Origin of the sequence: Paenibacillus sp. IHBB 3054 (assembly GCF_051594305.1) — a bacterium.
Classification (GTDB): Bacteria; Bacillota; Bacilli; order Paenibacillales; family Paenibacillaceae; genus Paenibacillus_AQ.
Map to the genome: position 1 here is coordinate 83,212 of NZ_JBOFBG010000003.1, position 15,734 is coordinate 98,945.

A 15,734-nucleotide genomic window follows, 5' to 3' on the forward strand; every position below is an offset into this window, starting at 1 on the left:
CTTTATATTTTATTATTGGGAGGACAAAATAATGGATTTGGTAAACAAATTTTTAAATGGCTTGAGAGCAGCATTACCAACAGATGAACTTGAGGCACTAAATACATCGTGCGGTGCTACAAAAGAAGATATTGATACATTAAGGTCAGAATATCCAAATTGTCCAGAATCACTAATCTCTTTACTTGAAAATATTGATGGTACATATTGGAGGAAATATGGAGAAAAAGAAATTGCGGTTTGTATTCTTGGCTCAGATGTTGAAGAAGGCAAATATCCGTATTATTTACTGTCTACCCAACAGATGCTCGAAAGTTCAAAAGAAGAAGAAGACATCTCCTATCTCTTAGAATACCAAGATGACGAGGATGCCGTTGACCCTAAGATAAATCCAGAGGGACTTCTTCCAGGGAGGTATATTCATTTTTCAGACTGTATGAACAATGGTGGAACATCAAGACTTTATATTGATTTTAACCCTTCTGATGAAGGTGTATGCGGTCAAATAGTTCGCTTTTTGCACGACCCTGACCAATATGAAGTGATTGCGAAGAGCTTTGATGAGTATTTACAGGAGCTTCTTGACGGTGGTTTTGTTTTTCTAGACGAAGAAGAGTAACCTCGATAGTTTGTAGAGAGTTGCACTTAAACTGGTGTTAGTTGAATAAAACAGACAGCTTTTTCGCTGTCTCTTTTTTATCAAGCTGTTAGCAACAATTCTTACGAACAGGGCTCAAAGCCGTAATCAGTGCTTGACGAAGTGACCGAAGGATGAAAATGGAAAAACATCTGTTACTCCTGTATTGTTGTAAGGAGACTGGAGATACTGCTAACCTTCTCCCCACTACTTCGTAGCGCCTGGGAATGGAAGGAAGCATTCTCGACCTGGTATGACTGTTCGCCGAGCTTTAGTGCTGCCAAACTGGGTTTTGAGCGTTGGTGTAAGCAAGGCGAGAAGATGGATCATCCTGCTGTTCGTAGCACCTTAAAGACGATGCGCAATTGGAACATAGAAATCGTAAACTACCATCAATGCCGATGGACAAACGCAACGGTGGAAGGTCGTCACAATTGCATTAATGATTATTGAAAAAAGGAACCCATGAAGAGTTCCTTTCCGACGACACCTTCTATGCGGATTTGTATAACAGCCTCTTTGCTAATTCTGTAGAGCGTTTATCTCAAAAGGCTTTAGAATACTTGTACAACTTCTTTAATATCTTCGATTTCCTCAAGAATTGCGCGCTCAATAGCGGCCTTTAACGTAATCGTAGCGCTTGGGCAACCGTTGCAAGCTCCCAAAAATCTTAATTTGGCTATCCCGTTCTCAACCTCAACCAGTTCAGCATCTCCACCGTCACGCAGTAAGAAAGGACGTAGTTTGAGAAGCACTTCCGATACTTCATCGAATAAAATTCCATTCTCCTCCATTATGCCAGCTCCTCTCATTGTTTTACCAACAGTCAATTCAAGCCTTTTTTCACCCTAGATAGTCTGAGTGATCCTTTGCTTTTTGCCTAAGACTGGCCTCTTGAGCCGAAAGTTCCCTTATAAGCGTATAAATAGAGTCTAAAGGTATCATCACACCACAACTAGCGCTCAATCCTGACAGCATATTGAAGTAGAACTGAAGTTTCCGTATCTCTCGGGTAATTTGAGCTAGTTCTGAATTGTCCGAATTATTTTTCTTCATTACTAACACCTCGTACTTCTTTAAAGAGTGATAAAGGTTTGATCTATTAAATTATTGAATCAACCGATGCTTCCTTCCATTTCAAATTGAATCAGCCGATTCATTTCAACGGCATATTCCATCGGCAATTCTTTGGTAAACGGCTCAATAAAGCCCATTACAATCATTTGTGTGGCATCTTGTTCTGTAAGCCCGCGGCTCATTAAGTAAAACAATTGTTCCTCGGACACTTTGGATACTGTTGCCTCGTGCTCCAAAGTAATCTGATCGTTTTTAATTTCATTGTACGGAATCGTATCTGATGTTGACAGGTTGTCCAAAATCAACGTATCACACTTAATATTGGACTTGGATCCTGCGGAATTGCGGCTGAAGCTTGACAATCCCCGGTAGTTTACTTTGCCACCCTGCTTGCTGATGGATTTGGATATAATCGTAGATGTTGTCTCGGGAGCAAGGTGAATTACTTTCGCGCCGGCATCTTGATGCTGATCTTTACCGGCTACGGCAATAGACAGGATGGACCCCTTGGCTCCCCGTCCTTTCAATATTACAGCCGGATACTTCATGGTTACCTTGGAGCCGATGTTGCCGTCCACCCATTCCATTGTGGCATTTTCCTCTGCCACAGCCCTTTGGGTTACCAAGTTGTAGATATTAGGAGCCCAATTCTGGATTGTCGTGTAACGGACACGGGAATCTTTCCGGCAAATAATTTCAATAACTCCGCTATGCAGAGAACTGGTACTATAAATAGGTGCTGTACATCCTTCAACATAATGGACAAAGCTGCCCTCTTCGGCAATAATTAATGTCCGCTCGAATTGGCCCATATTTTCAGAATTAATACGGAAATACCCTTGTATAGGAACCTCACATTGAACGCCCCTCGGAATGTATACAAAGCTGCCGCCTGACCAAACCGCACTGTTAAGCGCCGCAAATTTATTGTCGGCGGGAGGGATGATCGTTCCAAAATGTTGCTTGAACACTTCAGGATATTGCTTTAAAGCAGTATCCGTATCAAGGAAAACAACGCCCTGATCCTCCAGTTCCTTCCGCATACTGTGATAGACTACTTCCGACTCGTATTGAGCGGATACGCCTGCCAGAAACTTTTGCTCCGCTTCAGGAATCCCTAGCTTGTCAAAGGTTGCTCTGATCTCGGAGGGAACCTCCTCCCAGGTCTTTCCCTGTTTTTCGGAAGGGCGAACGTAATATTGGATGTTATCAAGATTTAGTCCGGACAAATCCGCTCCCCATTGAGGCATCGGCATTTTGTAGAATTGCTTCAAAGCTTTCAGCCGAAAATCGAGCATCCACTCCGGCTCTTCCTTAATCCGGGAAATTTCTCGGACAATCTCTTCAGTCAGACCTTTTCCAGATTGAAAAATAGACTGGTGCTCATCGCGAAACCCATATTTATATTCACCCATATCCGGCGCTTTTTTAGCCATTGTTACCGCTCCTTTTAACCTTCATAAGACTCACTTTGAGTGGCTCTGATTCCCTATGATCTGCCAAGTTTTTTCTCCACTACATCCTGCAGGCGGCTACGCACTCCCTCCAGCGGGATCTCCGAAATGACAGGAGCGAGGAATCCGAAAATAACAAGATATTCGGCTTCACTCCGTGAGATCCCGCGCGACATCAGATAATAGATTTGTTCCGCATTTACTTGCCCCACGGATGCAGCATGACCGGCGGTTACATCATCCTCATCTATCAGCAGGATCGGATTGGCATCACCGCGCGCATTTGGACTTAACATCAGTACACGTTCTGTTTGCTGACCATCACAATGGGTTGCACCTTTTTCAATTTTTGTAATCCCGTTGATAATGGCCGTAGCTTCTTCACGCATTACTGCGCGTGTGATCATTTGGCTCACCGAGCTTCTGCCAAAATGCTGGGCTTGCGTAGTATAACTCAATTTCTGGTCCCCAGAGCCTATCGCAATCACCTTAGCGTCAGAGATGGACCCGTTGCCCTGGAGTAATGTCTTGGTATCACTGGCGGTATAGCCATTATTCATCTCGCCGACAATCCATTCTACACCGCCATCCGCAAGCACAATCGCACGCCGCTGGGTGAAGTCCGTTGTTGCTGCAGCAAGCTGATGAACAGAAGCGACCTGCACCTTGGAGCCTGCCCCTGCAAACACCTCTACCATACCATTATGCAAAACCTTGATATCATCTCTGCTCGATATACAATGATCCACATAGCTGATCTTGCTGTTGCTCCCTGCCACAATTAAGATGTGTGGAGCAAAACGCACACCGCTTGTATCGTTAAGAAAGATCGCTTGAATGGGCGCTTCAACCTCTACACCGTCCGGGACATATAGAAAAACGCCACCACTCCATAAGGCACTGTGTGCAGCAGATAAACTATGCTCTTCCGGCTTCACTGCCTGAAAGAGATAACGTTGAACCAACTCCTCATGCTCTTTTGCCGCAGTATGCAGGTCCATTAAAATTACTCCCTGGGCGGCTAAGCTCTCGGACAATTTCGTATACACTACATCCGAATTGAACTGAACGATGAGTCCGCCTTTCACTGGAGAAGCAACCAAACCTCGAACAACCTCCGGCGCATCTTCCAAACCTGACCACGCATTCTCAGCTTTGTAATCTCCACTTTCGTAGATATCCCATTTTGCAAGCTTGATTTTCTCCACTTTAGGCAACTCCAGCGTCCCTGCCAGTTCGAGTGCGTGAACGCGGCGTTCAATCAGCCAACGAGGTTCATCCTTAGCGCTTGACCATGCGCGTAAATCGTCCACATTCATTGAAACTCTAGCTTGTATATCCACGTGCTGTTCCTCCTCTCCGGCTCTTAAACTTCCCTTACCGTCTCATCCGTAATCCCAAGTTCATCCTTCACCCAATCGTACCCTTCAGCCTCCAAACGGTGGGCAAGCTCCGGACCGCCAGATTTAACTATCCGGCCTTGCATCATGACATGCACAAAATCCGGGGTAATATAGTTCAACAGTCGTTGATAATGGGTGATGATTAAAAAGCCTCTATCCGGGCTGCGCATCTCATTTACGCCATTGGCCACAATACGCAGTGCATCAATATCAAGCCCGGAATCCACTTCATCCAGGATCACAAACTTGGGTTCAAGTAGCATCATTTGCAAAATCTCATTCCGCTTTTTTTCACCGCCGGAGAATCCCTCATTCAAATAACGATGCGCAAATTCCGGGTTCATCTCCAGCCCCTTCATTTTGCTCTCCATTTCACGGATAAAACGGATTAAGGATATCTCATCCCCTTCTTCACGCCGTGCATTGATGGCACTTCTGAGAAAGTCCGAGTTGGTCACGCCGGCAATTTCACTTGGGTATTGCATAGCGAGGAACAAGCCTGCCTGGGCACGCTCATCCACCTCCATCTCCAGAAGGTCTTCATTGTCCAATGTCACCTTGCCGCCAGTAACCTCATATTTTGGATGGCCCATTAAAGCTGAAGCCAACGTACTTTTTCCCGTCCCATTAGGCCCCATAATCGCATGAATCTCTCCGCCATGAATCTCCAGTGTGAGCCCTTTTAAAATTTCTTTCCCTTCAATCTTGGATCTTAATTCCTCAATCTTTAATGTCGTCATTTATCGTAAACTTCCCTTCGGAGTATTCTTCGGCACGCGCCACCAAATCACTCATGAATTTTCCAATAGTCTGCAGCTCAGCCTCTGAATAGGATTCAATGAATTGATAAAACCTTTCTTCTTTTTCTTTGTGCAGCTCTTTATGCAAATGATAAACGTGTCTTCCCTTATCCGTTAAACTAAAGTAAATCTCCTTACGATTGTTGTTCAGTTGACTTCTCATAATGAAGCCCATTTCCAGCAGCTTTGCACTAATTTTAGTAATGCCAGCTTTGGACAACCCCATCTTCTCCACAATCCCGGTATGATTTATCGGTTCATAATCACCAATGCAATCAATAACGTGTACACTAGTAATATTGTTGGAGAGCATGTCAATCTGGTACTTTCTGGCCTGTTGCCGAAACGAGTTAAATTCTTGTTCAGTATATAGCTCATTCAGATGCAGCATTCTCATATATTGCTCGTAAAGATGACCTTTAAAATGATTTTGAAACTCCAATTTCGCAATCTCCCCTCTCTTGTAGTAGTTGCAGACCAAGTTCAGTGTCAGCAATAGATTGTTTTTCTCTTTTTGTTCACTTGTGAACAAAATTATATTAACACAATTGATATTGATAATCAATATCAATTGTGTTCAGTGTGAAGCAATTCTGGAGGCGCTTTTCATTGGTTCGTTGTCATTGTCACCGGCCTCATGCTGCGTTCCGACCAGTTGGGTCTCATCTCCATTATCCTGGATTTATCCGTTTCGCTCCGGTGTAACGAACCTTTGGTTCATTTCTTTCGCTCCTCCGCCTGGTCGCTAGACGCCCTTCGCACCGTCTGGCTTTTGGTCGTGCAAGCTCACGCGCCTCTGTTGTACCCTAACGGCAAGGTGGTCTTGATGGGTGACGGCTGCATACAAGGTAAGGAAGCCAACCGAATGCCCGGAGTCAAGAAGCTCCATCAGGAATTGGAGAATTCCGCCAATGGAGCGTATTTCTTCGGACACTGTTTCGGGCGCCATCCGCCTTCTGTTGGGCACGTCCCGGAAATGGTTCTGCCTACTCCTGATCGATCCGGCTTTGCGGCGGTTGAACAATGGAACCAATCCGGCAGCACCTGGATGGATCTGGTGACCAAAGCCAAGTCCAATACCGTTGCCTATGAACGTCCCGGTACACCTGCCACAGGCCGGGATCGCCCCCGGAAAAAGGGGACAAAGGTGGTGCTGGCCGAGATGTTTCAAAGCCGCGCCGCCACGCTTCAATACGCTACAATGAGCGTATATGGCAAAGAAGAAGCGGTCAGTTACCTGTGTCTGGATTTGCTATGGGGCCAAAGAATATACCAAGAACTGCGGTTTGTGCTGGTGAAGCTGAACGGGCGATGCTCTATTCTAGCTAGCATCGATCTGACCCTGGAGGCGACCGAGATCATCGAAGTGTATACCGCCCGGTTCAAGATCGAATGCACCTTCCGGGCGCTTAAGCAGTCCATCGGCGGATTCAGCTACCACTTTTGTAGCAAACCCATGCCGAAGCTCAACCGGTATTTGAAAAAGGGATAGGTCCATTCGCTGGAGTTGGTTGAAGACGAGAAAGCGCAACGGGACATCCGCCTGACTGTGAAAGCAATTGAAGGAACTTTTCACTGTTCAGTAATTCATCAAATATTTTTTAAGAAGTATCGACAAAAGTAGTATGCCTTCCATTTTTCATGATGGAAGGTTGCCTTTTTTGACTCTGTTTCCCATTTAGGTACAGAGAGGAGATGGAAACTTATGACATCGGGAGTTGACGTTAATGATTTACTTGAAAGAGCATTCAGCAGTTATGTTAAAGCATGTCTCCGGCACGCTCAAAAAGATTATTTTGAGAAACTGATGCGTGATTCGGCTTATGTTGTTCCTTTGGATGCTGTCACTTTCGAGATCGATATCAACTTTTTAAATTCGTCACCACAACATACCGCAGCCTGAGAACGTTCCTGTTCTTGACAAAGAGGCAGAAGCCACGTTGATCACTCATTATGAGCCAGTTATTTCTACCTTTCAATTGGATTACCTGAAAAAACTTGATGATAATCATTATCAATTTCATATTTCCAAGTCAAAGTCAATCTGATATAATAACACCAAAATACCAAACATCCTACGTTTCATAAAGGAGTGATGCTGTTGTTAACTCAAACTCAACGTTTAACCTTGGTGGAACAGGTGGCCTACCAGATCCAGGGGAAGATCGAAAACAGCGAATGGCAAGTAGGGATGCGTATTCCTGCAGAGCCCGAGCTAATGGAACAGCTTCAAGTCAGCCGTAATACCTTGAGGGAAGCTATTCGGGCTTTAACGTATGCGGGTCTCCTGAAGACCAGACAAGGGGATGGGACCTATGTCTGCTCCTCAAGTGTTTTGGGGTCAGTGATTAAAAAAGTGATTCAGCATACCGATAAGCTTGAGAGCCTGGAGGTCCGATATGCATTGGAAAGAGAGGCTGCTGCCCTGGCTACGCTCAGGAGAGGCGAAGAAGACTTGGAGGCGATTCGGACATGCTTGGACCAGTGCAGACAAGCAGTCAGCCAGCAGGATCTCAAAGCTTATGCTCACTGGGATATCGAGTTTCACAAAATGGTGATTGCTGCTTCACATAACCAATTGATGGCGAATTTGTACAATCATATTTCCGAGGCGCTGCAAAACATGGTTTTGGAAACGAAGGACTTCAAAAATGCGGCTTTTTATCTCGACTCTCATGACCTGCTTTATCAAGCCATTGCCAATCAGGATTGCCATCAAGCCGAGGAGGCTGTTCGTTTATACATTGAAAAGGCCCGTGCAGAATATCGCTTATGACGAAATCTGGGAAGCCACTCACCGGGCTTAACTAGAGGCCTTTATCCATGCACAACCTGAAGGGATGGATACAGTGATCGGAGAACTTGGGGTAGATTGTCCGGGGGACAAAAACAGTGACTGGCTATTTACGGATGTTCCTCAAGAATTCGCCAATCCTGATCCTGGACGAGACCACCTCTGCACTGGATACCGAACTTCAATTCAGCATTCTCTTGCTGAGCTTTCAGCGAGCAGAACAACTTTGATGATTGCTCACAGTCTGGCAACCATAAAGAGAGCAGATCAAATTGTGGTCGTACCGCATATAGCATTGAAGAACAAGGAAAGCACGAAGCATTGCTTGCCGCTGTTGGACATTACAGTCGTTTTATCACCCACAGTTTGGTGATGTACAATACATTCCCTCTTAAGGGTACTTCCTCCACATGGATGAAATTGACGATAAATTACTTAAAACGCAGGAGGAACCCTTATGAGTTCGCCAGAACAATTGTTAAAAAAACAGGATGAAATATCCAGTACCGGCATTCGCAAGCAAGCCACATTCTGGTTCATGATCGTAGGAATTATTTTTATCGCAGCGAATTTGCGTGCTCCCCTCACATCGGTGGGGCCATTAGTCAGTATTATTCGGGAGAACGTGCATATTTCAAATACCTTAGCAGGCCTGATTACCACAGTTCCACTGATTGCATTTGCATTGTTATCATCTTTTGTACCAAAATTAGGACGTAGATATGGTGTAGAACGTATTATCCTGATTTCCCTTATTTTTTTGGTCATCGGTATCGCTGTTCGCTCATTATCCGGGGCGGTGACCTTGTATGTTGGAACCGCAGTTCTGGGGTTTGCTATTACCATATGTAATGTATTACTACCGAGCCTGATTAAACGGGAATTTCCGCAGCAAATGGGTACTATGACAGGGGTTTATTCTGTTTCCATGAATCTATGCGGGGCGATTGCTTCCGGCATTAGTGTTCCCTTAGCTGTGGGGGCAGGCTTGAACTGGCAAGGTGCCTTGGGAGTATGGGGGATACTTAGCGTCATCTCCATTCTCTTTTGGGTACCACAACTCAAGACTCCAGCGAAACCAGCCGCTGTTGCCAGCAGCGCAGGGAACAACCATCAGATCAATATATGGCGCTCTCCGTTGGCTTGGCAGGTAACTCTTTTTATGGGAATACAATCGACCATTTTTTATGTGCTGGTGGCATGGCTGCCTGAAATACTAAAAGATCAAGGAATCAGTTCAAGTCAATCCGGCTGGTTTCTCTCGATTCTGATTATGGCTTCACTCCCCTTTGCATTTATCGTTCCTGTTATAGCTGGACGCATGCCTAACCAACGGTTGTTAGTGGTTATTACAACGATTCTGCTTTTGATCGGAACACTTGGACTTCTCTATGGCAGTATCCATCTGGTTCTGTTTTGGGTTATTATTCTTGGTATTGGGGCGGGCTTTGCCTTTGGCTTGTCCATGATGTTTTTCGGCTTGCGTACCCAAAGTGCCCATCAGGCGGCTGAATTATCGGGCATGGCCCAATCCATCGGATATCTACTAGCAGCAATTGGCCCAGCGCTGATTGGATACTTGCATGATGCCACTCATAGTTGGAGCGTTCCACTCTTGATATTGGTTGGCGCTTCTGCTCTACTCGGTATCTTTGGTCTGGGTGCGGCTAGGGATCAATTTGTTGGTTCTGCGAAGTAGGACCATGATAGAAAGGATTTAAACACATGATTCACATTCATCCTAACATGAAAGACAAGTATACAGACATGCACTTTGGTGTGTTTGTGCTGCGCCGGCTTCGAGCCAAGTAAAGAAGGCTTTGCTGCCCTCCAATCATTTACAGAAAGCGAGCTCAAAAAAATTAGAGAGCGTTGCTGAAAGCCTTACTAGCCAATATACGAATTTCCCAGCCCAATATTAAGCCTGTTCTGATGGAGGTTATCAGCATTTAATTGCTCGTTATGAGCCAGTTATTATTAAGTACGCAAAACGAAATGGAACCGGCGTGCAAACAGCAGATGACGATTGCCTAGATCATGGTAGTTCGTCGCTTTGATCTTAGTCACTACGAATAAAAAAGGGACTGGCTCTGTGTAGCTTACTACACAGGGCCAGTTCTTGTTTTCACACACTCTATTTTAATCTATTTTGAGAAAATTTTCAGGAAACAGTTGCCCTTTTCTCTCCTAATCCCCATTTATATAACAGGAAGCAATCATCTCGAACCGGCAAGCCTCTCAGCACCGCATTTTGAGTGCGGCGTGTCTGCCAATTCCACCACATCGGCGCACTATATATCTCATCTGCACTTATGTTCTACCTCTAAGAAAAAGAACAGAACTACAGGAGAGCTTTTGAAACACTTTCTAAAGAAACCAGTCATACCAGGGCTTTAGCGGTTATTTCTTTGACTTACGCTCACGATTTTGAGTCGCACATGCTATTTGGAAGATAGCAGAAGATCAGTCCAAGAAGAGGAATATAAAACCCGAGAAAAGCCTTGTAAAATCAAGGTTTTTTGCGGGTTTTTATGTTTTTATCAAGCCCCGTAAGGGTTCGTGGCAATAACTCAAAAAGAAGCCGTTTTTAGACGACGGAAAGAACTTTTGATAGAGCAGCCCCGCTCCCTACCATTGGCGAATCAACTGATTGTAGCGGATCGGCGTAACGCCTCCCACGTGTCCCAGATCATCTTCTCCGGATAGCGCAGCAACCTGCCGCCGAATTCTTACTTGGCTTCAAACAGTTTGACCTTCATATCGCGCATTCCGCTATAAAACGCAGCGTACAGTCCTGCCGGACTGCCGCCCACAATCGTTAGATCATATAATTCAGTCATCTTCGTCCTGTCCTTCTCCTGTTTAGTCTTGTTTGTATTGATTACGTTCATGAGGCTTGCGTCGCATACAATCTTGCATAAATGCCGCCGCTACGCAGCAGTTCCTCATGCGTACCCATCTCGGCAATCTCTGTGCCCTCCAGCACGACGATCTGGTCGGCATGACGGACCGTCGATAGCCGATGGGCAATCACCAGTGTTGTGCGATCCTTCGATATTTCGTCCAGCGCCTGCTGGATCTCTTGCTCGGTCTTGGTATCAAGCGCCGATGTCGCTTCATCCAGAATGAGGATCGGTGCATTGCGCAGAATCGCCCGTGCTATCGAAAGCCGCTGTTTCTGCCCTCCGGACAGACGCACACCGTGTTCACCAATCACCGTATCGTAGCCTTGCTCCATCTGTGCTATATAATCATGCGCTTTAGCCGCTTTCGCTGCGGCAATCACATCTTTCTCGGTCGCGTCCGCCCATCCATAAGCGATATTGTCATACACTGAGCAGTTTGCCGCGTATACAAGGACAGATATCGTTTAAAAATATCACATTCGTTTATCAAGATGGTGCTCCTGTACTAGAAAGGCTGAATCTGACCATTGATCCGGGAAAGACGGTGGCGCTTGTAGGTACAACCGGCGTAGGAAAGACGACATTAGCCAGTCTCGTTAACCGATTCTACGACCCGCAGGCCGGTTCGATTCAAGTGGATGGCATCGATATTCGTGATGTGACGCTCTCCAGCCTGCGTGACAATATCTCGATGGTGCTGCAGGATACTTTCCTGTTTGATGCTGCGTTTCGCTTCTCCTGTATGTCTTCCTCTTCTTCCAGCACATCATATACCCGTTTAAGGCCAGCGGCGGCTCGCCCGCCCATTTCCACCAAGCTGGAAAAGGACTTTACCGGTTGATAAAACATACCTAGGTAAGCGATGAATCCAATGATATCAGCAATACTTACCTCGCCTGTTGCCATCAATCTGCCGCCCAGTATCACGACAAACACGGTACCCAGCGCGGTCACAGATGCCAACAACGGCACAGAGGTTTCATAGAACAGACTGGCGCGCAATTAGGTCTTCGTATGTTTCATAGCCAGACGAGAAACGTTGCCCCGCTCCTCCTCCTGCCGATTGAAAATTTGAATTTCCTTCATGCCCGACAAGTTTTCCTGCACCTTGCCAGCGATTTCTCCCCGCGCCTTGGAATTCTCTCCCCACAGCGGCGACAAGCGCTTGCTTTGCCATACCGTGATCGCAAGCAGCAACGGAATCGTGATCAGACTGATCAGTGCCAGCTTCACATTGATCGTCAAGAGCAGGATGCCTACGCCGATAAAGGTCAGTCCGTTGATGATAAAGTCAGGAATGGCATGGGCAATGAAAATTTCCGCTTCCATCGCATCATTCACAACGCGCCCGGTCAAGTCACCCGTCCGGCTTCGATGGAAATAGCGCAAGCTCATCTGCTGATATTTGCTATACAATCTTGTTCTTAAATCTGCCACATAATGAAGTGCCGCATAATGGTTCATATAGCCGGCCAGTGATGTTCCGATGGCTTGCAGACAGGTGGCTCCAAGTAGCAACAAACCAATCTCCAGCGCTTCTGCGGCAAACTGGCTGCTACCTTCGGTCGCCAATTGTGTCAACGAGCGGAGCGCCCAGGGCAAATAAAACCCGGCAATCGTGGCCAGCACGACACCGGCAAATCCAATGCCTAACTGCAACCAGTATTTCCGTGCACCCAGCAGGACACGCCATGCGGTTGTCATGTGGCCATCGCCTCCTTCTGTTCCTTAGCTTTTGGGAACCCTTGATCCACTCCTTGTTCTCTACGATGATCACGCAATAGCTCGTACGTCACATACACCGGTCGCCCTGTTCGTGGTTCCAGCATAATCTCGGCATCAATGGCAAACACCTCACGCAGCGTCCGTACCGTCATTACACGCTCTGGCGAGCCATGCTCCACCACCTTGCCCTCACGAATCGCCACCATATAGTCGGAGAAGCGTGCTGCCAGATTCAGGTCATGCAACACCATCACAATCGTCACCTGCTGACTGCGATTCAGTTCATAGAGCAGCTCCAGCACTTCAAGCTGATGCGCCAGATCCAGATAGGTGGTGGGTTCAACCAGCAGGATCAGATCGGTTTGCTGGGCGAGCGCCATCGCAATCCATACGCGCTGACGCTGACCGCCAGATAGCGTATCGACCTCGCGATGCTCAAATGCTGTAAGCTGTGTAACCGATAGGGCCCAGGCGACTACTTGCCTATCCTCTTTGGAGAGCTTGCCGAAGCCCCGTTGATGAGGGAAACGCCCATAGGCGACTAATTGACCGACCGTCAAACCGCTCGGTGCGGTCGGCGTCTGCGGCAGAATCGCCATCTGCTTGGCCACTTCCTTGGTGGACAGTGTGCGGATATCGGCACCATTCAGATAAACCGTGCCATTATTCGTTGAGCAGCCGACCGACTGCCTTTAGTACGGTTGATTTGCCGCATCCATTGGGACCAATAATCGAGGTAATCTGTCCACGCGGAATCTGCAAATCCAGTTCTTTTACGATAAGCGTGTCATTATAGGCAATATCGATTTGTTGCGCTGTAATACTTTCCATGACGTCCTCCTAATTAGCTTTCGCTAGTAAATACAGAAAGTACGGAACACTGATGACCGTAATGATGATTCCCGTCGGCACATCTCCCCCCAGGCTAACCGTGCGCGTAATCGTGTCAGCAAGCACCACGACTAATCCCCCGGTCAGGCTGGCGGCCGGAACGAGCAATTTGTGATCGGGCCCGACCAGTTTTCTTGCCATATGCGGAGCGATCAAGCCAACGAAGAAGAAGCTTCCGCCCACGGCCACACTGCCAGAGGATAAAGCAACAGCAGCGATCGACAACCCCAAAAACTGCCGCTTCACGGCAAGACCCAGCCCTACTGCCGTCTGATTGCCCAGATGGAGGGTGTTCAGCATGCGAGCCTTGTAGAAAATATAGCCGAGTAAAATCAAAACCCATGGTGCCAGTACGGAAATATAGCGCCAATCATCGCCCCACAAGCTCCCCGCCAGCCAGTTCAGCATGAAGTTCATCTGCGAATCATCCAGCTTGAGTGTCAGGAAGGTGGTCAGCGCCCCATACCCGCTTCCGAGCGCGACCCCGGTTAAGATCAAGCCGATTGGCGAGATGTCTCGCCCACGGCGATACGATAATAAGAAGATCAATCCCGCCGCCAACAGTCCGCCAACAAAGGCCAGCAGTGGCAGGGCAACAAAGGAGTTCATTCCTGTCGATGCGATGAATACAACGAAGAACAGGACAAACAAGCCCGACCCCGAACTAATCCCCAGTGTCCCCGGACTAGCCATGTCATTGCGCAGCAAACTCTGCATCACGACCCCAGCCGCTCCCATTCCCAGACCTACCAAGATCGACAGTGCGATTCGTGGCAGGCGAAAATCGAACACGATCAGATTTTGCTTGTCGGTACCGTTTCCCAGGAGAACATTCAGCACTTCTAGCGGTGAAAGATTCATCTTGCCAGAATTCATGCTAATGACAGCAAACATAAGGATGAGCACTATAAGCACTACATTGACGATGATCCCCCGTTGCACCGTATAACGCTGCTTGATCATTCAGATTCCCTCCTTTGCTTGCGAGCCAGGAAGAGAAAGTACGGCACACCAATGATAGAAAATATAATGCCAATCGGTGTTTCGAACGGCTTATTGATCAAGCGTCCAGCCAGATCGGCCGATACGGTCAACAACGCACCATATAGCGCAGTTGCCGGAATAATGTATCGATAGTCGACACCGACCATGTATCGCACAATATGCGGGGTAATCAGACCAACAAAACCGATCGGGCCAACCACGACAACAGCCAATCCAGTCAGCACGAGCACGATAATCGTCGATAAACCCTTGACCAGTCCGCTGCGAATACCGAGTCCACTTGCCACATCATCCCCTAAACTGAGCAGTGTAATAGAAGGAGATAGCGCCAGCGCCAGCAGTACACCACCAACAAATAGCGGTGAGATAATCAGCAATTCCCCCCACTTGGCCCCCGCTGTACTGCCTGCCGTCCAGAATGCCAATGCTCGACCCAGGTTGTAATTGATCGCTAAATACTGACTGAGTGCGCCAAATAGCATGGAGATGGACAGTCCTGCCAGTACCAGCCGCTGAGGGGTCATCCCGCGCTTGCCTAGTGACGCGATGAAGTAGGTAATCCCGGTCGCGAGCGCTGCCCCCAGACAAGCAAACAGCATCATCTGCCCATACGAATAACCCGGCATAAAGGCCAGGCAAAGCGCAATTGCGAATGCTGCCCCAGAGCTGATCCCCATCAGACCGGAATCGGCCAGCGGATTGCGCGTCGTTCCCTGCATGATCGCACCACAAACCGCAAGGCTGCACCCGACGATCAGATCGGCTACGGTACGCGGAAGACGTAGGGTCTGAATTATTTGATGTTCAGTGAGCGTTGGATCAAATCGGAAAATAGCCTCCCATGCAGTCGCTAACCTCATGTCGGCGGCGCCGAAGCTAATCGACGCCGCCGACATGAGAACCGTTAATCCAAGCCCTACCACCATGTACATGGTGAAGTTCACCGCCCCGCGGCGTTTTTGTTCAGGCTTGTTTTTCATCGTATTTCCCTTCCCTTACCTATTGACAGCCTAGTTTGAACCAAGGCTCATAAATCGTTAGA

15 protein-coding genes and 4 pseudogenes are annotated in these 15,734 nt (G+C 47.4%); 8 read left to right on the forward strand and 11 right to left on the reverse strand.

Annotated elements, in window-relative coordinates; genetic code table 11:
- Positions 1 to 31 precede the first annotated feature (31 nt).
- Positions 32 to 619 (forward strand): SMI1/KNR4 family protein, encoded by a 588-nt coding sequence (locus tag ACQ76X_RS05745; RefSeq protein ID WP_438492209.1) that lies wholly within the window; start codon positions 32 to 34, stop codon positions 617 to 619.
- A 195-nt stretch (positions 620 to 814) separates the two neighbouring features.
- A pseudogene (locus tag ACQ76X_RS05750) lies at positions 815 to 1,087 on the forward strand (transposase); the annotation flags it as partial.
- A 104-nt stretch (positions 1,088 to 1,191) separates the two neighbouring features.
- Here the strand turns inward: ACQ76X_RS05750 and ACQ76X_RS05755 are convergent.
- From ACQ76X_RS05755 to ACQ76X_RS05775, 5 genes are all read right to left on the reverse strand, one after another.
- A complete protein-coding gene (locus tag ACQ76X_RS05755) occupies positions 1,192 to 1,431 on the reverse strand; it encodes a NifU family protein (RefSeq protein ID WP_014278053.1) in 240 nt (79 codons plus the stop codon).
- Between the two features lie 321 nt (positions 1,432 to 1,752).
- Entirely contained in the window at positions 1,753 to 3,150 is a 1,398-nt protein-coding gene (gene sufB, locus ACQ76X_RS05760; protein WP_438492211.1) for a Fe-S cluster assembly protein SufB, read from the reverse strand.
- A gap of 53 nt (positions 3,151 to 3,203) precedes the next feature.
- Positions 3,204 to 4,511, reverse strand: coding sequence for a Fe-S cluster assembly protein SufD (gene sufD, locus ACQ76X_RS05765; protein WP_438492213.1), 1,308 nt, complete (start codon positions 4,509 to 4,511; stop codon positions 3,204 to 3,206).
- Between the two features lie 23 nt (positions 4,512 to 4,534).
- The gene (gene sufC / locus ACQ76X_RS05770; RefSeq protein WP_438492214.1) at positions 4,535 to 5,311 is read right to left on the reverse strand and encodes a Fe-S cluster assembly ATPase SufC; all 777 of its coding nucleotides are present in this window, start codon (positions 5,309 to 5,311) and stop codon (positions 4,535 to 4,537) included.
- The gene (locus ACQ76X_RS05775) at positions 5,292 to 5,813 is read right to left on the reverse strand and encodes a MarR family transcriptional regulator (protein WP_438492216.1); all 522 of its coding nucleotides are present in this window, start codon (positions 5,811 to 5,813) and stop codon (positions 5,292 to 5,294) included. The genes sufC and ACQ76X_RS05775 overlap by 20 nt, the downstream gene beginning before the upstream one ends.
- Positions 5,814 to 6,083: 270 nt before the next feature.
- Here ACQ76X_RS05775 and ACQ76X_RS05780 point away from each other — a divergent pair, with 270 nt between their 5' ends.
- The 5 genes and pseudogenes from ACQ76X_RS05780 (at position 6,084) to ACQ76X_RS05800 (ending at position 9,864) form a co-directional block, all read left to right on the forward strand.
- A complete protein-coding gene (locus ACQ76X_RS05780; protein ID WP_438492218.1) occupies positions 6,084 to 6,863 on the forward strand; it encodes a hypothetical protein in 780 nt (259 codons plus the stop codon).
- Between the two features lie 213 nt (positions 6,864 to 7,076).
- On the forward strand, positions 7,077 to 7,274 hold the full coding sequence (locus tag ACQ76X_RS05785; protein ID WP_438492220.1) for a hypothetical protein: 198 nt from the start codon (positions 7,077 to 7,079) through the stop codon (positions 7,272 to 7,274).
- A 198-nt stretch (positions 7,275 to 7,472) separates the two neighbouring features.
- On the forward strand, positions 7,473 to 8,147 hold the full coding sequence (locus ACQ76X_RS05790; protein WP_438492222.1) for a FadR/GntR family transcriptional regulator: 675 nt from the start codon (positions 7,473 to 7,475) through the stop codon (positions 8,145 to 8,147).
- Positions 8,131 to 8,516 (forward strand): annotated as a pseudogene (locus tag ACQ76X_RS05795) (ATP-binding cassette domain-containing protein); the annotation flags it as partial. The gene ACQ76X_RS05790 and the pseudogene ACQ76X_RS05795, both read left to right, overlap by 17 nt.
- Positions 8,517 to 8,622: 106 nt before the next feature.
- The gene (locus tag ACQ76X_RS05800; protein WP_438492224.1) at positions 8,623 to 9,864 is read left to right on the forward strand and encodes a CynX/NimT family MFS transporter; all 1,242 of its coding nucleotides are present in this window, start codon (positions 8,623 to 8,625) and stop codon (positions 9,862 to 9,864) included.
- 935 nt (positions 9,865 to 10,799) lie between these two features.
- Here the strand turns inward: ACQ76X_RS05800 and ACQ76X_RS05805 are convergent.
- Positions 10,800 to 11,056, reverse strand: a pseudogene (locus ACQ76X_RS05805) (NAD(P)-binding protein); the annotation flags it as partial.
- The gene (locus tag ACQ76X_RS05810) at positions 11,053 to 11,499 is read right to left on the reverse strand and encodes an ATP-binding cassette domain-containing protein (RefSeq protein ID WP_438492226.1); all 447 of its coding nucleotides are present in this window, start codon (positions 11,497 to 11,499) and stop codon (positions 11,053 to 11,055) included. The gene ACQ76X_RS05810 and the pseudogene ACQ76X_RS05805, both read right to left, overlap by 4 nt.
- 8 nt (positions 11,500 to 11,507) lie before the next feature.
- Between ACQ76X_RS05810 and ACQ76X_RS05815 the strand changes: the two genes are divergently transcribed.
- The gene (locus ACQ76X_RS05815) at positions 11,508 to 11,912 is read left to right on the forward strand and encodes an ATP-binding cassette domain-containing protein (RefSeq protein ID WP_438492227.1); all 405 of its coding nucleotides are present in this window, start codon (positions 11,508 to 11,510) and stop codon (positions 11,910 to 11,912) included.
- A gap of 161 nt (positions 11,913 to 12,073) precedes the next feature.
- On the opposite strand, the gene ACQ76X_RS05820 is transcribed toward ACQ76X_RS05815, so the two are convergent.
- From ACQ76X_RS05820 to ACQ76X_RS05835, 4 genes and pseudogenes are all read right to left on the reverse strand, one after another.
- Positions 12,074 to 12,775, reverse strand: coding sequence for an ABC transporter transmembrane domain-containing protein (locus ACQ76X_RS05820; RefSeq protein WP_438492229.1), 702 nt, complete (start codon positions 12,773 to 12,775; stop codon positions 12,074 to 12,076).
- Positions 12,772 to 13,627 (reverse strand): annotated as a pseudogene (locus tag ACQ76X_RS05825) (ABC transporter ATP-binding protein). Before ACQ76X_RS05825 ends, ACQ76X_RS05820 begins: the two are co-directional and overlap by 4 nt.
- Positions 13,628 to 13,636: 9 nt before the next feature.
- Positions 13,637 to 14,650 (reverse strand): FecCD family ABC transporter permease, encoded by a 1,014-nt coding sequence (locus tag ACQ76X_RS05830; protein ID WP_438492231.1) that lies wholly within the window; start codon positions 14,648 to 14,650, stop codon positions 13,637 to 13,639.
- Entirely contained in the window at positions 14,647 to 15,672 is a 1,026-nt protein-coding gene (locus ACQ76X_RS05835) for a FecCD family ABC transporter permease (protein ID WP_438492233.1), read from the reverse strand. The genes ACQ76X_RS05830 and ACQ76X_RS05835 overlap by 4 nt, the downstream gene beginning before the upstream one ends.
- Positions 15,673 to 15,734: the final 62 nt, after the last annotated feature.